20 protein-coding genes are annotated in these 21230 nt (G+C 73.4%); 7 read left to right on the top strand and 13 right to left on the bottom strand.

The genetic code is table 11. The annotated features are described in order from the left end of the window. Positions 1-3: 3 nt before the first annotated feature. Both AB0I52_RS05790 and AB0I52_RS05795 read right to left on the bottom strand, forming a co-directional pair. Positions 4-1983 carry a GAF domain-containing protein gene (locus tag AB0I52_RS05790; RefSeq protein ID WP_363069264.1) on the bottom strand — a complete coding sequence of 660 codons (1980 nt, stop codon included), beginning with the start codon at positions 1981-1983 and terminating at the stop codon, positions 4-6. 36 nt (positions 1984-2019) lie between these two features. Beyond that, complete coding sequence (locus AB0I52_RS05795) at positions 2020-2841, bottom strand: 3-hydroxybutyrate dehydrogenase (protein WP_363069266.1); 822 nt, start codon at positions 2839-2841, stop codon at positions 2020-2022. Between the two features lie 257 nt (positions 2842-3098). On the opposite strand from AB0I52_RS05795, the gene AB0I52_RS05800 reads away from it, so the two are divergent. After that, positions 3099-4589, top strand: coding sequence for a PHB depolymerase family esterase (locus AB0I52_RS05800; RefSeq protein WP_363069268.1), 1491 nt, complete (start codon positions 3099-3101; stop codon positions 4587-4589). Positions 4590-4642: 53 nt separating this feature from the next. Here the strand turns inward: AB0I52_RS05800 and AB0I52_RS05805 are convergent, their stop codons facing one another. The 7 genes from AB0I52_RS05805 to AB0I52_RS05835 all read right to left on the bottom strand — a co-directional run bounded on the left by AB0I52_RS05805 (position 4643) and on the right by AB0I52_RS05835 (position 11157). Next, positions 4643-5533 (bottom strand): alpha/beta hydrolase, encoded by an 891-nt coding sequence (locus tag AB0I52_RS05805; RefSeq protein WP_363069270.1) that lies wholly within the window; start codon positions 5531-5533, stop codon positions 4643-4645. Further along, positions 5530-6672: a branched-chain amino acid ABC transporter permease gene (locus tag AB0I52_RS05810; RefSeq protein WP_363069272.1), complete on the bottom strand. Its 1143-nt coding sequence runs from the start codon at positions 6670-6672 to the stop codon at positions 5530-5532. The genes AB0I52_RS05805 and AB0I52_RS05810 overlap by 4 nt, the downstream gene beginning before the upstream one ends. After that, positions 6669-7556 (bottom strand): branched-chain amino acid ABC transporter permease, encoded by an 888-nt coding sequence (locus AB0I52_RS05815; RefSeq protein ID WP_363069274.1) that lies wholly within the window; start codon positions 7554-7556, stop codon positions 6669-6671. The genes AB0I52_RS05810 and AB0I52_RS05815 overlap by 4 nt, the downstream gene beginning before the upstream one ends. Then, entirely contained in the window at positions 7556-8302 is a 747-nt protein-coding gene (locus AB0I52_RS05820; protein WP_363069276.1) for an ABC transporter ATP-binding protein, read from the bottom strand. Before AB0I52_RS05820 ends, AB0I52_RS05815 begins: the two co-directional genes overlap by 1 nt. Then, positions 8299-9090: an ABC transporter ATP-binding protein gene (locus AB0I52_RS05825; protein WP_363069278.1), complete on the bottom strand. Its 792-nt coding sequence runs from the start codon at positions 9088-9090 to the stop codon at positions 8299-8301. Before AB0I52_RS05825 ends, AB0I52_RS05820 begins: the two co-directional genes overlap by 4 nt. Positions 9091-9093: 3 nt before the next feature. Further along, a complete protein-coding gene (locus tag AB0I52_RS05830; protein WP_363069280.1) occupies positions 9094-10392 on the bottom strand; it encodes a substrate-binding domain-containing protein in 1299 nt (432 codons plus the stop codon). Between the two features lie 153 nt (positions 10393-10545). Continuing rightward, positions 10546-11157, bottom strand: coding sequence for a TetR family transcriptional regulator (locus tag AB0I52_RS05835; protein ID WP_362958820.1), 612 nt, complete (start codon positions 11155-11157; stop codon positions 10546-10548). A gap of 230 nt (positions 11158-11387) precedes the next feature. On the opposite strand from AB0I52_RS05835, the gene AB0I52_RS05840 reads away from it, so the two are divergent. From AB0I52_RS05840 to AB0I52_RS05865, 6 genes are all read left to right on the top strand, one after another. After that, the gene (locus AB0I52_RS05840; protein ID WP_363069282.1) at positions 11388-12731 is read left to right on the top strand and encodes a glycosyltransferase family 4 protein; all 1344 of its coding nucleotides are present in this window, start codon (positions 11388-11390) and stop codon (positions 12729-12731) included. A 69-nt stretch (positions 12732-12800) separates the two neighbouring features. Further along, entirely contained in the window at positions 12801-13577 is a 777-nt protein-coding gene (locus tag AB0I52_RS05845; RefSeq protein ID WP_363069284.1) for a methyltransferase domain-containing protein, read from the top strand. Beyond that, entirely contained in the window at positions 13574-14647 is a 1074-nt protein-coding gene (locus AB0I52_RS05850) for a prenyltransferase (protein WP_363069286.1), read from the top strand. The genes AB0I52_RS05845 and AB0I52_RS05850 overlap by 4 nt, the downstream gene beginning before the upstream one ends. Positions 14648-14850: 203 nt before the next feature. Beyond that, positions 14851-15402, top strand: a complete 552-nt coding sequence (locus AB0I52_RS05855; RefSeq protein WP_363069288.1) for a hypothetical protein — start codon at positions 14851-14853, stop codon at positions 15400-15402. 39 nt (positions 15403-15441) lie between these two features. Next, positions 15442-16221: a maleylpyruvate isomerase family mycothiol-dependent enzyme gene (locus AB0I52_RS05860; protein WP_363069290.1), complete on the top strand. Its 780-nt coding sequence runs from the start codon at positions 15442-15444 to the stop codon at positions 16219-16221. A 96-nt stretch (positions 16222-16317) separates the two neighbouring features. Continuing rightward, the gene (locus AB0I52_RS05865) at positions 16318-17358 is read left to right on the top strand and encodes a PHP domain-containing protein (RefSeq protein WP_363069508.1); all 1041 of its coding nucleotides are present in this window, start codon (positions 16318-16320) and stop codon (positions 17356-17358) included. Here the strand turns inward: AB0I52_RS05865 and AB0I52_RS05870 are convergent. The 4 genes from AB0I52_RS05870 to AB0I52_RS05885 all read right to left on the bottom strand — a co-directional run bounded on the left by AB0I52_RS05870 (position 17348) and on the right by AB0I52_RS05885 (position 21089). Continuing rightward, the gene (locus AB0I52_RS05870) at positions 17348-18358 is read right to left on the bottom strand and encodes an LLM class F420-dependent oxidoreductase (RefSeq protein ID WP_363069292.1); all 1011 of its coding nucleotides are present in this window, start codon (positions 18356-18358) and stop codon (positions 17348-17350) included. The two genes, AB0I52_RS05865 and AB0I52_RS05870, sit on opposite strands and share 11 nt — an antisense overlap. Before the next feature lie 111 nt (positions 18359-18469). After that, positions 18470-19252 carry a hypothetical protein gene (locus AB0I52_RS05875; RefSeq protein WP_363069294.1) on the bottom strand — a complete coding sequence of 261 codons (783 nt, stop codon included), beginning with the start codon at positions 19250-19252 and terminating at the stop codon, positions 18470-18472. A 221-nt stretch (positions 19253-19473) separates the two neighbouring features. Then, the gene (locus tag AB0I52_RS05880) at positions 19474-20403 is read right to left on the bottom strand and encodes an N-acetylmuramoyl-L-alanine amidase (protein WP_363069296.1); all 930 of its coding nucleotides are present in this window, start codon (positions 20401-20403) and stop codon (positions 19474-19476) included. 41 nt (positions 20404-20444) lie between these two features. Continuing rightward, positions 20445-21089 (bottom strand): class I SAM-dependent methyltransferase, encoded by a 645-nt coding sequence (locus AB0I52_RS05885; protein WP_363069298.1) that lies wholly within the window; start codon positions 21087-21089, stop codon positions 20445-20447. Positions 21090-21230: the final 141 nt, after the last annotated feature.

Here is a 21230-nt window from a genome sequence, read left to right on the forward strand (position 1 = left end):
GGGTCAGCGGCCGTCCGGTGTGCTCGACAACAAGTGCAGGCGCAGCGCCAGTTGCAGTTCCAGGGCGCGGTCCGGCTCGTTCCAGTCCCGGCCCAGCAGCACCTGGATCCGGTCCAGCCGCTGCACCACCGTGTTGACGTGGACGTGCAGCTCGTCCTTGGCCCGGATCAGGCTGCCGCCCGCGCCGAAGTACGCGCCGAGCGTCCGCACCAGGTGGGTGCCGCGCTGGGCGTCGTACTCCAGCAGCGGCCCCAGCGTCGCCGACACGAAACCGTCGACGTCCTGCCCGTTGCCCAGCACCACGCCCAGGAAGCCCAGTTCGTCCACGCACGCGCCCTCGCCCGTACGCCCCAGCACCCGCATCGCCCGCAGACAGCGCGCCGCCTCCGCGTACGCGGCGGCCAGCTCACGGGGGCCCCGGGCGGGGCCCGTCGCCGCCACGGTGACCGGCGTCTGCGCCAGCTGGCCGAGCTGGGCCGCCGCCGAGCGGGCCACGGTCCCGGCCGCCGGGCCGGAGCCGTCCGCCTCTATCAACAGCACCACCCCGCCCGCGTGTTCGGCGCTCACGCCATGGGTGTCCCCGCCGAACAGATAGCGCATCGCGGCCGGGGCCAGCCGCTCCCGGGCGCCGGTCTCCGCGACCAGCAGCAGGTGCGGGCGGTCCAGGTCGATGCCCAGCCGGCGGCCCCGTTCGGCGAGGCCCGCCGGGTCGCGGCCGGTGTCCGTCAGCAGGTCGGCGATCAGTTCGCCGCGGATGCGGTTCTCGGTCTCGGCCACCGTGCGCCGCAGCAGCAGAAGGAGCCCGGTGACCACCGCCGACCGCTCGAACAGCCGGCGGTCGGAGTCGTCCAGCCGCCGGCTCCGGTGCAGCACGAGACCGGCCAGGAGCTCCTGCCCGGCGAGCACCGCGCAGACCACCCTCCCGTCGCGGTGCACGGCGCGGGCCCCCGTACGGGACTCCTCGGCCGCCTCCGCGAGCCACCCGGCGTCCATGCTGTCGGCGGCGAAGCCCGTACCGTCCGGGCGGACCGCCGCCAGCGGGCGCCCGCCCGGGTCGTGGATGGTCAGCGGGGAGTCGAGCAGTCCGGCGACGGCCGCCGCCACGTCCTTGACGTCCCGGCCGCGCAGCACCAGGTCCGTCAGCCGGTCGTGCGACTCCTCGGCCCGCCGCATGGCCGCCGAGTGGGCCCGCACCGAGGCGTTGGCCTCGGCGAGCTCGGCGTTCGCCCCCGCCAGTTCGGCGAGGGCCGAGGTGGTGTCGGCCAGGGCGCGGGCGGTGTCGATGGCGATCGCGGCGTGGGCGGCCAGCGAGCACAGCAGGGCGACCTCGTCGGGGCTGAAGACCCGCGGCGCCCGGTCGGCCGCGAACAGGACGCCGATCACCTTGCCCGTGCCCCCGCGGCTGGAGCCGAGCAGCAGCGGCACACCCAGAATGGCGACCAGGCCCTCGTCCAGGACCCCGGCATTGATGTTGTGGGTGTGGCGGAAGCGCTCGTCGGTGCGGTAGTCCGGGGTCGCGTACGGGCTCGCCGTCTGCGCCACGAGACCGCCGAGGCCCTCGCCGAGTTCGAGGCGCAGCCGCTGGAAGACCAGCGACACCGACCCGTCGGTCACCCGCATGTAGGTGTCGCCCGCCTCCTCGTCCGGGAGCGTGAGGTAGGCCGTGTCCGTCCCCAGCAGCATCCTGGCCCGCCGCACGATCGCCTTCAGCACGTCGTCCAGATCGCGGGAGGCCGCCAGGTCGCCCGCCGTGTCGAAGAGCGCGGTGAGCTGGAGCTCGCGGCGCCGGTGCTGGCGCAGGGCGCCCCTGATCCGCAGTGCGATGGCGGTGGCCCGCTCCACCTCGGCCAGCTCTCCCTCCGCCACCCCGTCGGCCCGCGCCGTCGACAGGACCGCGCCCAGCGCCTCGGCGGGGGCGTCGTCGGCCAGCAGGTCGAAGAGGTACCGGAGATGGGGTGCGGCGGAGGGGGACGGTTCAGACATGGCGGCCAGCGTTCGTAGACAGGGGCGGTGAGGGGGTCAGTTGGCGGTCCAGCCGCCGTCCATGGAGAGCGAGGTGCCGGTGATGTGGCCGGTACGCGGACCGCACAGCCACAGGACGGCCTCGGCGACGTCCGCCGGCTCGATCAGCCGCTTGATCGCGCTGCGCTCCAGCATCACCCGCCCCACCACCTCCTCCTCCGAGATGCCGTGCGTACGGGCCTGGTCGGCGATCTGGTTCTCGACCAGGGGAGTGCGTACGTAACCGGGGCTGACGCAGTTGCTCGTCACCCCGTGCTCCGCCGCTTCGAGCGCCACCACCTTGCTCAGTCCCTCCAGTGCGTGCTTGGCCGTCACATAGGCCGACTTGTACGGGCTCGCGCGCAGCCCGTGCACCGACGAGATGTTGACCACGCGCCCCCAGCCGCGTTCGTACATGCCCGGCAGGGTCCGGCGCAAGATGCGGAACGGGGTCTCCACCATGACGCGCTGGATCAGCGCGAAGCGTTCCGGCGGGAACGTGTGGACCGGGGCGACGTGCTGGAGCCCCGCGTTGTTGACCACCACGTCCGCGTGGGCCGGCAGCGTGTCGACGACTCCGGGGTCCGACAGGTCCACCACCCAGGCCGTCCCGCCGATCTCCCCGGCCAGGCTCCTGGCCGCCTCACCGGCCTTGTCCACCACGTGCACATGGGCGCCGGCCGCCGCCAGCGCCTGTGCGCAGGCCCGCCCGATCCCGCTCGCCGCACCGGTCACCAGCGCGGTCCGCCCGGCCAGGAACGGTGCCGCGGGCACCTGCGTCGGTCCGCCGCCCGGGGCGGGGGCGGGGGGCTCGTGATCGGGTCTGCGGGAAGTCTCCATGGCCGTCACCGTAGGTACGCGGCGGCCCGTGTCACACGGGGCCGGTGCACACACCCTCCCGCCCCGGCATGGTGGCGGCGTACATGGTGCGGTGCGGCGCCGGGCGGCCCCGCCGGGCGGCCGGCGGGGCCGCACAAGGGACCCGCCGCACACACCCCGCACCCGCGGGTGTCCGCCTGCCACATGGGCGTGCGGCGCCGCTGCTCGTAGGTTCCGGCAGCAGCCAGTACCCGCACGTACCGACCAGGGAGGCACCCGTGCGCCCACCGATCCTGAGACGCCTGTTCCGCCGCGTCGCGTCCACGGCCGTCCTCGGCCTGCTCGCGGCCACACTGAGCACCACCACCGCTGTCGCCGACGCCCGGCCGGCCGCCGCTGCCGCCGGGGGCCTCCAGCAGGTCACCGGCTTCGGCTCCAACCCCGGCAACCTCCAGATGTACGAGTACACCCCCGCCGGCCTCCCCGCGAACGCGCCCCTGGTCGTCGCCCTGCACGGCTGCGCCCAGACCGCCGACGCGTACTACACCAACTCCGGCTGGCCGAAGTTCGCCGACCAGTGGGGCTTCGACGTCGTCTTCCCGCAGACCACGTCCGCGAACAACGCCCTCTCCTGCTTCGGCTGGTTCGACCCGGCCGAGGACAGCCGGGGCAGGGGCGAGGCCGCGTCGATCGTGCAGATGGTGGAGCACGCGAAGCAGAGCCGCGGCTCCGACGGCCAACGGGTCTACGTCACCGGTCTTTCGGCGGGCGGCGGCATGACCGCGGACCTGCTGGCCGCCTACCCGGACGTGTTCGCGGGCGGCTCGGTGGCCTCGGGGCTGCCCGCGCAGTGCGCGACGAGCCAGGCGGCCGCGTCGGGCTGCCAGACCGGCCCGCAGAAGCTGACCCCCACGCAGTGGGGCGACAAGGTCCGCGGCGCCCATCCCGGGTACGGCGGCCCGTGGCCCCGGGTGGCGATCTGGCAGGGCACCGCCGACTACACCGTGTACCCGGCCAACGCCACGGCCCTGCGCGACCAGTGGACGGACGTCTGGGGCATCGGCCAGACCCCGTCGTCCACCGGCACCCTCCCCGGCAACACCACACGCGCCGTCTACAACGACTCCGCAGGGCAGCCGGCCGTGGAGACGTACACCGTCTCCGGCATGGGCCACGGCCTTCCGGTGGGCCCCGGTTCGGGCGCCGAGCAGTGCGGGACGGCGGCCGCGTACTTCCTGAACACCATCTGCTCGACGTACTACACGGGCGTCTTCTGGGGCCTCGACGGCGGCGGCACCCCGGGCGGTGGCGGCGACGGCCGGCTGCCGGCCCCGGCGGGCGTGACGGTCACGGGCGTCACCGACACCACCGCGTCCCTGTCCTGGAGCGCGGTCGAGGGCGCCGCCTCGTACGCCGTGTTCCGCAACGGTACGAAGACCGCGTCCCCGGCCGGCACCACGTACACGGACACCGGCCTGACCGCCGGTGCCACCTACCGCTACACCGTGGCGGCGGTCGACGGATCGGGGACGGCAGGCACCACGTCGGCCCAGGTGACGGCGGTCACGACGGGCGGCGCGACCGCGCGGTGCTTCACCGCCACCAACTACGCGCACGTGGTCGCGGGCAGGGCCCACACCACGGGCGGGTACGTCTACGCCAACGGCTCCGAGGCGAACATGGGCCTGTACAACGTCTTCGTCGCGCACACCCTCAAGGAGTCACCGGCGGGGTACTTCGTGATCGCGGACAGCGGCTGCACCGGCTGATCCGGAACGGCGGACGGGGCCCGGCGCAGCCGCCGGGCCCCGTCCGCCGGGCGTCAGCCGCCCTGTCGCGCGTACGCCACCAGGCGGTCGGCGATCTCCCGCCCGCCCCGGTCACCCGTGAGCACCGTGTAGTGGTTCACGTCCCGCACCGCCACCGGCGTCAGCCGGGTCCCGGCCAGGTCCGCCGCCGCGAGGCGCTTCTCGTCGTACAGGCCCTGCTCCTCGTCCATCAGGCCGCGCGCCGCCCACAGCAGCGTCGCCTCGACGGGCAGCTTCCGTACCGCCGAGAGCACCTCCTCGTCGAAGAGGCCGATGCCGTCCGTGCGGACCGCCTCGATCCGGCACGTCGAGTGCATGGCCGGTTCGGCGCCCGTCAGGTCGCGCTGGATGTACGCGTCCACCTCGTCCGACCAGGCGCCCGCGAACGCCGGGTGCGCCTGCCAGAAGGCGCGGTAGGCGGCCCGGTGCGCGAACGTCATCGACAGCCGGTCCATCGCCGGACCGATCACCGCCGTCATCAGCTCGTCCGGTGACAGGTGCACGGGCGCCGGGAAGCCGATGCCGCCGTCGACGAGCAGCAGCGGCCCGAAGCGCTCCGGGTGGCGTACCGCGGCGAACGCCGCCACGAACGCCCCCATCGAGTGGCCCGCCAGCACCACCCGGTCCGGGCCGAGCGACTCGGCCAGGGCCGCGATGTCGTCCGCGTGGGCGGCGATGCCGTACGGGCCGGGAAGCCCCGAACTCCCCGCCCTGCCGCGCAGATCCGGGGCGATGAGGGTGACGCGGCCGGCCAGCAGCCGGGCCACCGGGCCCCAGGACAGCGCGTTGGCCGTGATGCCGTGCAGCGCCACCACCACCGGCGCGTCCGGTCCGGCGGCCGGCCAGCGCACGGCCGCCAGCTCGCCGCCGGCGACAGGAACCTTGATCTCTTCGTACGGAATCACGGGTTTCCGTTCTCCTTCCGGGGCGGGATCTCTTCGGCGGGCCCGCCTCGGCGCGACGCGGCCAGTCTGGACGGCAGCCGGGCCAGGCCGCCCGGCAGCAGATGTACCACGGCCACGAACAGCACGCCCAGCAGGAACAGCGGCTGGGAGAGCGGGACGCGGAGCACCGCCGGGAGGCCGGCGACCGCGCCCGAGCCGGCCAGGTCGCCGAGCCGGTGATCGGCCCAGGTGTAGAGGATGCCGCCGACCATCGGGCCCCACCGGGTCCCCGAGCCGCCCAGCACCACCATCACCAGCAGCGACAGCGTGAAGTCGGACGTGGTCGTCTGCGGAGTGGAGCCACCGGTCAGCAGCAGGTGCACGATGCCGCCGAGAGCGGCCAGCGCGCCCGCGAGGACGAAGGCCGTCAGCTTGAACCCGTACGGTTTCAGCCCCAGCACCTCAACCCGGCGCTCGTTCTCCTTGATGCCCTCCCAGACGCGTCCGGTGGGGGAACGGACCGCCCAGTGGACGACGCCCAGGGTGAGCACGAGGTAGGCCAGCGCGATCCAGTAGAGGTTCGCGGTGTTGTCGATGCCGACGAGCCAGGAGGGCAGCAGATCCGCCGGTGCCGCCCGGCCCTCCTCGCCGCCGGTGACGCCACCGGGGTTGCGGGAGACCAGGATCGAGCCCGCCTGGGCGAACGCCAGCGTCACCATGGAGAAGCCGATGCCGGTGACGCGCAGGCTCACCGACCCCAGGACCAGGGCCAGCGCGATCCCGAAACAGAGCCCGAGGACGGCTGCGGCCGCGAAGGGGAGCCCCGCCTCCAGCAGGAACACATTGGTGGCGTAGCTGCCCGCCGCGAAGTACAGGGCGTGCCCGAAGGAGAGCAGCCCCGTGCGGCCGAGCAGCAGGTCGTAGCCGGTGGCCAGGGCGCCGAACAGCAGGCAGGTGGCGATGAGTTGCAGGCTGCCCGCACTGCCCAGCGGACCGTCGAGGAGACCCGGCACGGGCAGCGCGCTGTAGGGCGCCACGGCCAGGACCAGCAGGACGGCGCCGGGCCACCAGCGCAGCAGCCGCCGGGACCGGCCGGGGGGCGCCGGTGCGGCCAGGGGGCCGCCGTCGGTGCGGTCGTGTGTCTCGGTGGCGGTGCTCACGCGAGCCTCCCCGTCAGTCCGCGCGGGCGGATCAGCAGCAGCGCGGCGAGCAGGACGACGACCGCCAGATCGCCGAGGCCCGCCGCGGTGTAGTAGTTGGCGAACTGCTGGACCAGACCGATGACCACGGACGCCACGGCGGCGCCGGTCACCGAGCCCATGCCGCCGGTGACCACGACGACGAACGCGAAGATCAGCAGCGAGGTGCCCTGACGGGGGTCGACCGAGCCGAAGTACAGCCCGCCGAGCGCCCCGCCGAGTGCGGCGGCGCACCCGCCGATCGCGAAGACGAGGGTGAACGCCCTGCGGACGTCGATGCCGAGCGCGGTGACCATCGCCCGGTCCTCGACCCCCGCCCGTACGACCAGGCCGTGCCGGGTCCGGCCGAGGAAGAGCCGCAGCGCCGCCAGGACCACGACCGCCGCCGCCACCAGGACGAGGCGGTTGACCGGGACCTGCGCGCCCAGCAGCCCGAACGTGCCGGACAGTGCCTCCGGGCCGGGGAAGGTCCGGGCGTCCGATCCCCAGATCCCCGACAGCAGCGCGGGGACCGCGAGGCCCACCCCGACCGTGGCGAGCACCTGCTCGCGCGGCCGGGTGTAGAGCGGGCGGACGACGGCGAGTTCCAGGAGCACGGCGGCGGCGGCGCCCACCGCCGTGCCGAACAGCACCGCGAGGACGAAGCCGGCCCCGCCGGGTCCCGCGCCCGGCAGATGGCCGGACGCCGCCCACCAGGTGCCGTACGCGCCGATGGACAGCAGCGCCCCGTGCGCGAAGTTGAGCACGTCCATCAGGCCGAAGATCAGCGAGAGCCCGGACGCGACGAGGAAGTAGAGGGCTCCCAGACCGAGTCCGGTCATGGTGAGCAGCACGATGGTGGACATCAGGAATCCGCCTCCACGGAGAGCGCTTCGGTGGCCGGCCCGTGCCCCACACCGAGCAGCCGGCGGGCCGCCTCCGCGTCGCCGAGCAGTTCGGCGGCCGGGCCGCGGTGGGCGGTCCGGCCGTCGGCGAGCACCACGCAGTGCTCGGCGAGCCGGCGTACGACGGCGAGGTTCTGCTCCACGAGCAGCACCGGCACCGCCTCGGCGGCCCGCTCCAGCACCTGCGCCACCTCGGTGACCACCTTCGGCGCCAGGCCCTTGGTGGGCTCGTCCGCGATGATCAGCCGGTTGGCGTTGAGCAGGGTCCGGCCGATGGCGACCATCTGCTGCTGGCCGCCGGAGAGCGTCCCGGCCAACTGCCGTGCCCGCTGCTTGAGTTCGGGGAAGAGTTCATGGACCAGGGGGTAGTCGGGACCGCCCGCGCCGCGCCGTTCGGCCAGGCGCAGGTTCTCCGCCACGGTCAGCCCGGCGAAGACGCCCCGGTCCTCGGGGGCGTAACCCACACCCCGCCGGACCACGGCGTGGGTGGGCAGGGACACGGTCTCCTCGCCGTCCAGCAGCACGCTGCCGCTGCGCGGGACGAGGCCCAGGATGCCCCGTACGGTCGTGGTCTTCCCGGCGCCGTTGCGGCCCAGCAGCGCGGTCACGCCGTGGGCGGCGACGTCCAGGTCGACGCCGTGCAGGATGTGCCGGCCGCCGATCAGGACCCGCAGGTCCCGTACGGCGAGCAGGGCCCGCTCGCTCACAACCCCTCCCCGAGGTAGGCCTGTTGCACGGTCGGATCGGCGGTGACGGCCTCGGGGGTGTCCAGGGCCAGCAGCCGGCCGTGATGCATCACCGCGAGCCGGTCGGCCAGGCCCAGGAGCACGTCCATGTGGTGCTCGACCATGAGGACGGTGCGCCCCTCGTCCCGGTGCAGAGTGCGGATCAGCTCGGTCAGCGCCGGGACCTCCTCCGCGCTCACCCCGGCCATCGGCTCGTCGAGCAGCATCAGCCGGGGCTCGCCCACCAGCAGCACGGCCAGCTCCAGCTTCCGCTTCTCGCCGTGCGACAGCTCGGACGCCGTCGCCCCGGCCCGGTGGCCGAGACCGGTGCGCTCCAGCACGCCGGCCACCTCGGCGGTGTACGGGTCGGCGCGCCGCCAGAGCCGGTACGAGCCGCCCCGGGCGGCCTGCGCCGCCAGCCGGACGTGGTCGGCCACGGTCATGGCGGGCCAGAGGCTGGACGTCTGGAACGTCCGGCCGATCCCGCGCCGGGCCCGCACGTGCGCGGGCCGGTGGGTCATGTCGGCGCCGTCCAGCGCGATCGTGCCGGCGGTCGGCATGACCAGTCCGCTGATCAGGTTGAACAGGGAGGTCTTTCCCGCCCCGTTGGGGCCGATGAAGGCGAGGAACTCGCCCTCGCGGACGCCGAGCGTGATGTCCTGGAGGATGGTCGCGCCGCCGATGCTCCAGCCGAGTCCGTCCAGCCGGAGCACCGGGGCCGCGGGGTCCGCCGGCCCGTCCCGGCGCCCGAGGGTGTGCGGTGCGGTCATGGTTCAGCCCGCCGAGGGCTTCACGGGCGGCGCCACGGCGTCCATCGGCTCGGTGTCCAGCAGCTCCGGCTTCGCGGCGGCGCCCTTGCCGGTCAGCCGGGCCACGAACATCGGCTGCACCAGGGCGTGGTCCTCGGCCCTGACCTGTGTCCTGCCCTTCACCCCGTCGAAGGTCCAGCCCTCCAGGGCCTTCACCATCGCGGCCGGGTCGGTGGCGCTGCCCTCGGCCACGGCGTGCACGATCATCTGGGCCGCGGTGAAGCCGTCCGGGGTGAACAGGTCGGGGGTGCCGCCGGCCTTCGTCACCGAGTCGAGCATGGCCTTCTCCGCGGCGTTGCCGCCGCCCGCGCCGGGGAAGTAGTGCGCGAGGAACGACACCTTGGCCCCGGCCGTCCCGAAGACCGGGTACGAGGCCGTCCCGGCGAGCCCGGTGACGACCTTGCTCGCGCCCAGCACGCCCTGCTGGTCCAGCGCGGTCCACAGCGCCGGTGCGGTGGAACCGGCCCAGGCCACGAAGACCAGATCCGGCCCGCCCGCCTTCACCTGCCGGGCGAACGGCGTCAGGTCCGTCGCGCTGGGCGGCGCCAGCACGGAGCCCACCTTCGCGCCCTTCGCGCCGAGCACCGCCTTCACCGCGGTGACGTTCGCCTGGCCGAACGTGGAGTCCTGGGCCAGCACGGTGACCTTCTTGCCCTTGGCGTCGCCGAGCATCGCCCCCGCCGTGAGGATGTCCTGGTAGGACTGGCGGCCCGAGCGGAAGGTGTAGCCGTTGATCCCGGTCACCGCGTCGGTGGCGGCCGGGCCGTTGACGAACAGCACCTTGTTCTGGGCGGCGAGCGGCGCCATCTGGAGGGCGACGCCGGAGTCGGTGGTGCCGGCCAGCACCTTGTACCCCTTGCCGATCAGGTTCTTCGCCGCCGAGACCGCCTTGCCGGGGTCGCCCGCGTCGTCCTGCTCGGTGACCTCGATGCGGTGGCCGGCGACCTTGCCGGTGCCCTTCGTCGCGTAGTCCAGGCCCGCCATGAAGCCGTCCCGGTACTGCTTGCCGTAGTCCGCGAGCAGCCCGGTCCGGGAGTAGACCAGGCCGACCTTCACGGCCGAACCGCTGCCGGACTTCCCGGACCCGGAATCGGTGCTGCCCGCCTTGCCGGCGGCGCTGCACCCGGTCGCCAGCAGACCGGCGGCGGCCAGTACGGCCACGGCGGACAGGGCTGTGGGCCGGACGGTGCGGGTGGCCCCGCCTGCTCTGCTGGTGCTGCTCGTCCTGCTGTCCGCGCTGGCTCTGCTGGCTCTGCGACGCATGGTGACCGGCTCCTCGGCGTGTTCCTGTGATGTCGCCGAACCGTATGAACACCGTGCCGTCGTCGATATGGTGCAGGGCACCTCACCTGACGGGGGACCCATGTGGGTGCCGTACATGGGCAGGACCCGAACCGGGGCGGGGCCGCGCGGAAGTCAGCGGACCGGGCCCTCGGCCGTCAGGTCGATCAGCCGGCACACCGTCTCGATGTCTATCTTCACCTGGGCGATCGACGCCCGGCCGGACAGCCAGGTGATGAGCGCGGAGTGCCAGGTGTGCTCGATCACCCGGACGGCCGAGAGCTGCTCCGGCGTCGGGTGCTCAAGTCCCATCGAGTCCAGGATGATCGCCGTCGTGAGGCGCGAGACGGTGTCCACCTCGGGGCTCACGCTGCGGTCCGCGAAGGTCAGCGCGCGCACCATCGCGTCCGCCAGATGCGGTTCGCGCTGGAGCGCCCGGAACGCCCTCATCAGGGTGTCGGCGACCCGGTCCGCCGCGTCGGCCCCGGCCGGCGGACGTTTGCGCAGCGTGCCGTGCATGTGCTGGAGCTGGTCCTGCATGGTGGCGACCAGCAGGTGGACCTTGGACGGGAAGTAGCGGTACAGGGTGCCCAGGGCGACCCCGGCGGCCTCCGCCACCTCACGCATCTGGACGGCCTCGAAACCGCCCCTGCTGGCGAGCTGCGCGCTGGCGTGCAGGATGCGGCGGCGGCGGGCCTCCTGGCGTTCTGTCAGGGGCGGCGATGCCGGTCTGGCTTCCGCTGTCATGTGTCCCATCCCCGTGGCTTCTGTCCGCGACCGCGAGGACGCGGTGGCCGGTCCGGAGGCGCACAGCATGCCAGGGTGTGTGTCGTGGCGCGAATCACCTGATCCGGCCGTTGCGCCGACGCTACCTGCCGGTAGATTCGTAGCTCATTGAACGATCCGGTCTATAACTTGTTCTAGATTAGCGCGAGCGGTTACGCTCCGGCGAACACGCAGTGAGAAGGGGGCCGAGTGTGACCGCTGAGGCCATAGAGTCGGGCCCCCGCACGGGCGTCGGTACGTCGGACACGGAGGCAGGACCCGACGGCGACCGGCCGTTGCGCATCGCGCTCCTCACCTACAAGGGCAACCCCTTCTGCGGCGGCCAGGGCGTCTACGTGCGCCACCTCGCCCGCGAGCTCGCCCGCCTCGGCCACAGCGTCGAGGTCATCGGGGCCCAGCCCTACCCCGTGCTCGACGAGGGCGTCCCGCTCACCGAGCTGCCGAGCCTGGACCTCTACCGGCACCCCGACCCGTTCCGCACGCCCAGGCGCGGCGAGTACCGGGACTGGATCGACGCCGCCGAGGTCGCCACCATGTGGACCGGCGGCTTCCCCGAACCGCTCACCTTCAGCCTGCGCGCCCGGCGCCATCTCGCCGCCCGGCGCGGCGAGTTCGACGTCATCCACGACAACCAGACACTCGGCTACGGACTCCTCGGCGATCTCGGCGCCCCCCTCGTCACCACGGTCCACCACCCCATTACCGTCGACCGGCGACTCGACCTGGACGCCGCCCCGACCCGCCGCCGCCGCGTCTCCGTACGCCGCTGGTACGCCTTCACCCGTATGCAGAAGCGGGTCGCGCGCAGGCTGCCGTCCGTGCTCACCGTCTCCGGTTCCTCCAAGCAGGAGATCGTCGAGCACCTCGGGGTGAGTCCCGGCCGCGTCCACGTCGTGCACATCGGCGCCGACACCGACCTGTGGTCGCCCGACCCCGCGGTCGAGGAGGTCGAGGGCCGGATCGTCACCACCTCCAGCGCCGACGTACCGCTCAAGGGCCTCGTCCACCTCGTCGAGGCGCTCGCCGTGCTCCGTACCGGGAACCCCGCGGCGCACCTCGTGGTCGTCGGCCGGCGGGCCGAGGACGGGCCGGTCGCTCAGGCCATCGAGCGGCACGGGCTCGGGGACGCCGTCGAGTTCGTCAAGGGCATCAGCGACGCCGAACTCGTCGACCTGGTGCGCGGCGCCCAGATCGCCTGCGTCCCCTCGCTGTACGAGGGCTTCTCACTGCCCGCCGCCGAGGCCATGGCCACCGGCACCCCGCTCGTCGCCACCACCGGCGGTGCGATCCCCGAGGTCGCGGGACCCGACGGCGAAACCTGTCTCGCGGTCCCGCCCGCCGACGCCGGGGCCCTGGCCGACGCGCTCGGCCGGCTGCTCGGCGACGCCGCGCTGCGCGAGCGGCTCGGGGCGGCGGGCCGCGCACGGGTCCTCGCCCGGTTCACCTGGAAGCAGGCGGCGATCGGTACCGCCGCCCGCTACCGGGAGGCCATCGCCGCCCGCGCCGCCGCCACTGGACCCGACGGCCGTCGGTGACACCGCACCGCCCCTGACGTCTCCGCTCTCCCGCCCCCTTCGAACCCCCGACCGCGAAAGCAGGCATTCGTGCTGACCGTGGACTTCACCCGCTTCCCGCTCGCCGCAGGCGACCGAGTGCTCGACCTGGGCTGCGGCGCCGGACGCCACGCCTTCGAGTGCTACCGGCGCGGCGCCCAGGTGGTGGCTCTCGACCGGAACGGTGAGGAGATCCGCGAGGTCGCGAAGTGGTTCGCCGCGATGAAGGAGGCCGGAGAGGCCCCGGAGGGCGCCACCGCCACCGCGATGGAGGGCGACGCGCTCAACCTGCCGTTCCCCGACGAGTCCTTCGACGTCGTGATCATCTCCGAGGTGATGGAGCACATCCCCGACGACAAGGGCGTGCTCGCCGAGATGGTCCGGGTGCTCAGGCCCGGCGGCCGGATCGCGGTCACGGTGCCGCGCTACGGCCCCGAGAAGGTCTGCTGGACGCTCTCCGACGCCTACCACGAGGTCGAGGGCGGCCACATCCGCATCTACAGGGCCGAGGAGCTCCTCGGCCGGATGCGCGGCGCCGGCCTCAAGCCGTACGGCACCCATCACGCGCACGCGCTGCACTCGCCGTACTGGTGGCTGAAGTGCGCGTTCGGCGTCGACAATGACAAGGCGCTGCCGGTGCGGGCGTACCACAAGCTGCTGGTCTGGGACATCATGAAGAAGCCGATGGCCACCCGGGTCGCCGAGCAACTGCTCAACCCGGTCGTCGGCAAGAGCTTCGTCGCCTACGCGACCAAGCCCCACCTGCCCGCCACCCCGGTCACCGACACCCCGGCGAAGGCCGACGACTCCGCCGAGGCCAAGGCGTGACACTTCCCGAGCGGACCGAACACCTTGTGCTGCCCGGAGTGCTCACCGCCGGGGAAGCGACCGAGACCGTCGCCGCGCTGCTCGCCATGCAGTGCGAGAACGGCGCGCTGCCCTGGTTCCGCGGGCACCACCTCGACCCGTGGGACCACACCGAGGCGGCCATGGCCCTGGACGCGGCCGGCGAGCACGACGCCGCGGCACGCGCCTACGAGTGGCTGGCCCGCAACCAGAACGGCGACGGCTCCTGGTACGCCGCCTACCACGACGGTGACCCGCGGCGGCCGACCGACCGCGGTCAGGAGACCAACTTCTGCGCGTACGTGGCCGTCGGCGTCTGGCACCACTACCTCGCCACCGGCGACGACGCGTTCGTCGACCGGATGTGGCCGACCGTCTTCGCCGCCGTCGAGTTCGTGCTGAGGCTCCAGCAGCCCGGCGGCCAGATCGGCTGGAAGCGGGAGGCCGACGGCACCCCGGTCCAGGACGCGCTGCTGACCGGCTCCTCCTCCGTCCACCAGGCGCTGCGCTGCGCGCTCGCCATCGCGGAACGCCGCGAGGAGCCGCAGCCCGACTGGGAGCTGGCCACCGGCGCACTCGCCCACGCGATCCGCAGCCATCCGGAACGCTTCCTGGACAAGAGCCACTACTCGATGGACTGGTACTACCCGATCCTCGGCGGCGCGCTCGACGGACCGGCGGCCACGAAGCGGCTCGCGGAGGGCTGGGACCGCTTCGTCGTCCCGGACCTCGGGGTGCGCTGTGTGCTGCCCAACCCATGGGTGACGGGCGGCGAGAGCTGCGAACTCGCCCTGGCGCTCTGGGTGATGGGCGAGTCCGACCGGGCCCTGGAGGTCCTGCAGTCCATCCAGCACCTGCGGGCCGAGGACGGGCTGTACTGGACGGGGTACGTCTTCGAGGGCAACCGGGCGTTCTGGCCCGAGGAGCGCACGGCCTGGACCGCCGGTTCGCTGCTGCTGGCGGTGGCCGCGCTCGGCGGGGACGAGGCGACCACCGCGGTCTTCAGCGGGGAACGGCTGCCGAAGGGGCTGGAGCCGGACTGCTGCGGCTGAGCAGCCGCCCCGGTGCGCCGGGCCCGTCGGCCTCGGGGGAGGCCGTCAGCGGCGGAGGACATGCCGTCCGGGTTGCCGCACTCCGCCGGGCGGAACCCGGACGGCGTACCCGGGTGGCGGGCCGTCCGGGCCGGGGCAAGCCTTGCGGGGGAGTGCCGGGCCCCGGCGCCCCGTCGTGACGTGCCCGGTCAGGGAGGCCCGCCGTGCCCCGTTCCGTACCGCTTCGCCGTCTGCTCGTGGCGCTGCTGCTGTCCTGCACCGTGCTGGTGGGCGCCACCGCGTGCGGCGGTGACGGCGACAGCGGCGCGAGCAGCTCCGCGTCGCCCACCGGTACGTCCTCGGCCCAGGCGCAGAAGTTCGCCAAGACCCGGTTCGTCACCAACGCGGGGCTGGCCGCGGGCGCCACGTACCAGTGGGTCGTCAAGCCGTACCGCGCCGGCAAGTTCAAGAAGGGCGCGGACGGCCGGACGTTCGCGCTCGTCAAGGCCGGACTCGCGGGCGGCTTCGCCTACAACAGGCTCAAGGCCGCCTCCGACAACGCCAAGGGCGACCCGCTGCTCTCGAAGGCCGTCGCCCCGCTGACCGCGGGCATCGCCTCGCTCAAGGGCCTCGCCACCAAGCTCCGCAAGGGCGAGGCGGGAGAGGGCGACATCGGCGCCTTCGAGAGCGTCATCAACAGCATCAAGGGTGCCGGCAAGAGCGCGGGCGCCGAGGTGAAGGACAAGGTGCCGTCCACCTCGCAGCTCGGCGGATAACCCGTGGGGCACGGATCGAACCCCCATTAGGGTGCGGGCATGAGCCATCTTTCCCATGAGCGCTACTGCGACGAAATCGTCCTGAGGACCGAGGCGTTGAGGGCCGCGGTGCGCGGCGCGGACCTCGACGCGACCGTACCGACCTGCCCCGGCTGGACGCTGCGCGACCTCGCCGTCCACGTCGGCCGCGCCCACCGCTGGGCCGGTGAGATCGTGCGCACCCGGGCCACCGAGGAGGTCCCGAAGGAGAAGGTGCCGCACTTCACCCCCGACGGCGACGACCCCGCCGTGCTGGACGCCTGGCTGGCGGAGGGGGCGGCGCTGACCGCCGGGGCGCTGCGGGAGGCGGGACCGGAGCTGCCGGTCTGGTCCTGGGCCTGGGAGCACAGCTCCGGGTTCTGGGCCCGCCGCATGGCGATCGAGACCGTCGTCCACCAGGCGGACGCGGCCCTGACCGCGAAGGTGCCCTATGAGATGGCGCCCGACCTGGCCGCGGACACCGTCGACGAATGGCTGGAGATCGTCGCCTTCGCCCAGGCCGCCGGGTACGACCCGGAGACGGCGGAGCTGCGCGGCGCCGGGCGCTCCATCCACCTGCACGCCACCGACGCCCCCGGCGCCGAATGGCTGATCGAGTTCGGCGAGGACGGCTTCATCTGGCGCCGCGCGCACGCGAAGGCGACCGTGGCGCTGCGCGGGCCGCTCACCGACCTGATGCTGGTCTTCAACCGCCGCCTCGCCCCCGACAGCGACCGGGTCGAGGTCCTGGGCGACGCGGAGCTGCTGGACTTCTGGCTGGCGCGGTCGTCCTTCGGCTGACGGGCGGGGGCCGCGACGGCTCCGGCCGGTGTGCGGGGCGGGCGCCGCTGGGCCAAGCTGGAACGGCAGCCCGTCCTGTCCGGCGAGGAGGTGGCGATGGACCCGGTCCGGGCCCTGGAGCGGATCGCCTTCCTGCTGGAGCGCGGCAGGGGCGACACCTACCGCGTCCAGGCCTTCCGCACGGCCGCCCGCACCGTCGCCGCGATGGGCGAGGGCGAGGCCGTCCAGCTGGTGACGGACGGCTCGCTGGAGCGGGTCAAGGGCATCGGCCCCCGGACCGCGCAGGTCGTCCGCGAGGCCGTGGCCGGAGAGGTGCCCGCGTATCTGGAGCGGCTGGAGACCGAGACCGAGGAGGGCGGACCGCTCGCCGAGGGCGGTGAGCGGCTGCTCGCGCTGCTGCGCGGCGACTGCCATCTGCACTCCGACTGGTCGGACGGCGGCAGCCCGATCGAGGAGATGGGACGCACCGCGGCGGAGCTCGGCCACGACTGGGCGGTGCTCACCGACCACTCGCCCCGGCTGACCGTGGCCAACGGACTCTCGCCCGAGCGGCTGCGCCGGCAGCTGGCGGAGGTGGCCGAACTCAACGAGCGCTGGGCGCCGTTCCGGCTGCTGACCGGCATCGAGTGCGACATCAACCTCGACGGCAGCCTCGACCAGGAGGACGAACTCCTGGAACAGCTGGACCTGGTGGTCGTCTCCGTCCACTCCAAGCTGCGGATGGACCCCGGCCCGATGACCCGGCGGCTGCTCGCGGCCGTCCGCCATCCGCGGGCGAACGTCCTCGGGCACTGCACCGGACGCCTGATCACCGGCCGGGGCCGTCCGGAGTCGCGGTTCGACGCGGACGAGGTCTTCGCCGCCTGCGCGGAGGCGGGCACGGCGGTGGAGATCAACAGCAGACCCGAGCGGCTGGACCCGCCCAGGCGACTGCTGCGCCGGGCCGTCGAGGCGGGCACGCTCTTCGCCGTCGACACCGACGCGCACGCGCCCGGACAGCTGGACTGGCAGATCCACGGCTGCGCCCGTGCGGAGGAGTGCGGGGTCCCGGCGGAACGCGTCGTCACGACGTGGACGGCCGACGAGCTGACGGCCTGGACGCGCGAGGGGCGGCTTCCCGTCGGTTCTACTGACTGAGCTCCGCCAGCACCCGCAGGGTGTGCGGGTCGGGGGCCGTCACCAGGAGGTCGGTGACCGGCCCCTTGCGCCACAACTCCAGCCGCTCCGCGATCCGTTCACGGGGACCGACCAGGGAGATCTCATCGGCGAACGCGTCCGGCACGGCGAGGACGGCCTCCTCCTTGCGGCCCTCCAGGAAGAGCTGCTGAATCCGCCGGGCCTCCTCCTCGAACCCCATCCGCGCCATCAGGTCCGCGTGGAAGTTGCGGGCGGCGGCGCCCATGCCGCCGATGTAGAAGCCGAGCATCGCCTTCACCGGCAGCAGTCCCTCCGCGACGTCGTCGCAGACCTGCGCACGGGCCATCGGCGCGATCATGAACCCGTCGCGGAGGCCGGTGAGCGAGGCCTCGTACACGTCGGTGCGCAGCGGCGACCAGTACAGCGGCAGCCAGCCGTCCGCGATCCGGGTGGTCTGCGCGATGTTCTTCGGCCCCTCCGCGCCGAGCAGCACCGGGAGGTCCGCCCGCAGCGGATGGGTGATCGGCTTCAGCGGTCTGCCGAGCCCGGTGGCGTCCGGGCCGTTGTACGGGTGCGAGTGGAACCGGCCGTCCAGCTCGACAGGCGCCTCGCGGCTGAGCACCTGGCGCACCACGTCGACGTACTCGCGGGTCGCGGTCAGCGGGCTGCGGGGGAACGGCCGGCCGTACCAGCCCTCGACGACCTGGGGGCCGGAGAGCCCGAGACCGAGCATCATCCGGCCGCCGGAGAGGTGATCGAGCGTCAGGGCGTGCATGGCGGTCGCGGTCGGGGTGCGCGCCGCCATCTGCGCGATGCCCGTGCCCAGCCGGATCCGGGAGGTGTGGGCGGCGATCCAGGTCAGCGGGGTGAAGGCGTCCGATCCCCAGGCCTCCGCCGTCCACACCGACGCGTAGCCCAGGTCCTCGGCCTCGCGGGCGAGGTCCAGATGGGCCGGGTTCGGGCCGCGGCCCCAGTATCCGAGAGCGAGTCCGAGCCGCATTCCGCTGCCTCCCAGTATTTCTGACGATGCATCAGATATATCCGGAGGGTACGACAGCGGCCCCCCGCCCGGAAGGGGCGGGGGGCCGCCGTCGGTTGTCCGTGCGCCGCGTCAGCCGCGCTGGATGCCCGTGGTGTCCTGGAGCACGCCACGACGGCCGTCCTGTGTCTGGGCGATGAGGCCCGGACCGCGCTGCTCGACCGCGAGGTACCAGGTACCCGGGGCCAGTTCGGCGATCGGGGACGGCGAACCGTCCTCGCCGTACAGCGGACGCGCCACCGGAACCGCGAACCAGAACGGGGTGAACTCACCGCCCGCCGCCGGGGCCTGCTGAGCCGGCGCACCGGCCTGCTGCGGCTCGGGCTGACCGGGCTGCTGGGCACCGTACGGCTGCGGCTGGCCCGGCTGCTGACCACCGAAGGACGGCTGCTGCGCGCCCGGGTAGCCGTAACCCTGGCCGGGCTGCGGCTGGCCGCCGTACGGCGGGTGCACGGCCTGCGGCTTCGGGGCGCCCATGAGCGGGCCCTTGAGCGCGGGAAGCAGCGGGGAGGCGACCGCACCGGCGGCCAGCACCAGAGCGGCGATCATGCCGAGGATCAGACCGGCACCGGCGTCGATCTGGCCGAGGTCGATGATCGTCCAGAACAGGTTCCACGCGGTGAACACCGTGGCGGCCACGCCGAACTGGGCGAGATCCAGACCGGCGACCTTGCGCGGCTGCGGCTGGGAACGGGAGAGCACGATCAGTGCGGCACCGGCCACCCCGACCATGTAGACACCGATCGCGTTGCCCAGCGAATCCCAGGAGTTCGGCGCGTCAATGCTGGAGTTCCCATAGGAGAAGTAGTCGAGGAAAGAGGCGATGAACAGCACGACCGCTGCTCCGATCACCACGCCATCGCCTCGAGTGAGGGAGCGGATATTCACGTGAAGGTCCTTAGTCGGTCGTCTCGTCGGGGCGGTCGTCGCTGCCACCGGTACGGGCGGGCACGGCGCGAAGCTCGGGGGCGGCTCCCCATCGTACGGATGAATCTATCGTCTGCCCGGTCGGGTGGTGGCCCCCCGTCCGGACGTTGGGCGGGCATCCTCCCGATTCATCGCAGAACCACCTCTTACTACCCGTTGAGGTAGCTGCTGATGCCGTCGGCGATCCCCTGCGCCGCCTTCTGGCGCCAGCTCGCACTGGTGAGCAGGGCCGCGTCCTTCGGATCACGCATATTGCCGCATTCGATGAACACTTTGGGCACGGTGGACAAATTAAGTCCGCCGAGATCCTTGCGGGTGTCCAGTCCGGTATTGCCGCCGATGTAATTGGAAGGAGCACTTCCGGTAGCGCGGACGAAGAGTCCGGCGATACGCGTACCGAGATCGCGCGACGGGCCGACGATCTTCGAGGTGTCCGCGTCGCCGCCGCGCACCGAGGCGGGAAGGATCACGTGGAAGCCCCGGTTGCCGGCCGCCGATCCGTCCGCGTGGACCGAGACGACCGCGTCCGCCCCGGCCTTGTTGCCGATCCGGGCCCGTTCGTCGACACACGGGCCGAACGGCCGGTCGTCGTCGTACGTCAGCACCACCTTCGCGCCCTGTGCCCGCAGCAGCGTGCGCATCCGGTGCGACACGTCGAGGGTGAACTCGGCTTCCGCGTAACCGGAGTTGGTGGAGGTGCCGGTGGTGTCGCACTCCTTGCGCGTGGTGCCGATGTCCACCTGCCGGCCGATCTCGGCGTTGTGCAGGTGGTTGCGCGGATTGTGCCCGGGGTCGATGACGACCGTCTTCCCCGACAGGGGCCCGGACGGGGCGTCCGGCGCGGACGCCGACGGGGAGGGCGGCCGGGTGGCGGAGGGGCTGCTGCGCACCGGCGACGGGGAGGCCGGGGCCGGTGAGGAGGCCGTCGCGGCGGCCGTGGTGCCGGCCGGGCCGGGCCGGGCCTGCGCGGTGTCATCGCCGCCGCAGCCGGTGGCGCCCAGGCACAGCACGATCAGCGTCGCGGCGGCGAACAGGGCCGGGCGGCGCGGGGTGGGGGGAACGCTCTCGTCGTCACGCACCCGGCGATGCTATCCGGGAGCCCGCCCGGCGTCCGGAGGCCTCAGATCCCGGGCCCGGTACGCCGCAGGACGCGCAGCGAGTCGGTGACCGAGATCTCGGTGAACGCCCCGGAGGCCAGCGCCCGCAGATAGATCCGGTACGGGGCCTGGCCGCCGTGCGCCGGGTCGGGGAACACGTCGTGGATCACCAGCAGTCCGCCCTCGGCGACATGCGGCGCCCAGCCCTCGTAGTCGCCGTTCGCGTGCTCGTCGGTGTGACCGCCGTCGATGAAGACCAGGCCGAGCGGCCCGCCCCAGACGGCCGCGACCTGCGGGGAGCGCCCCACGAGCGCCACCACGTGCTCCTCCAGACCGGCCGCGTGCAGCGTCCGGCGGAAGGTGGGCAGCGTGTCCATCCGGCCGACCTCCGGGTCCACCACGGTCGGATCGTGGTACTCCCAGCCGGGCTGCTGCTCCTCGCTGCCCCGGTGGTGGTCGACGGTGAGGGCCGTCGCCCCCGAGGCGCGGGCGGCGTCGGCGAGCAGGATGGTGGAGCGCCCGCAGTACGTGCCCACCTCCAGCAGCGGCAGCCCGAGCGCGGCGGCCTCGGCGGCTGCCGCGTACAGGGCCAGCCCCTCCACCACCGGCATGAAGCCCTTGGCGGCCTGGAACGCGGCAAGAATCTCCGGCTTGGGCTCGGCGGCCACGGGGTTCCTCCTGGTGGGGCGGGATGCGGGGACGGGGCATTTCGACGGCGCCCCATCGTGCCGCACGTCCGGGCCGGGGGTGCGCGCGGGGGTACGTCCGGCCGCGCGGGAATGCCCGCGCCCCCGCCGACGGGGTCGGCG

It is taken from the genome of Streptomyces sp. NPDC050423 (assembly GCF_040655445.1).
Lineage (GTDB): Bacteria > Actinomycetota > Actinomycetes > Streptomycetales > Streptomycetaceae > Streptomyces.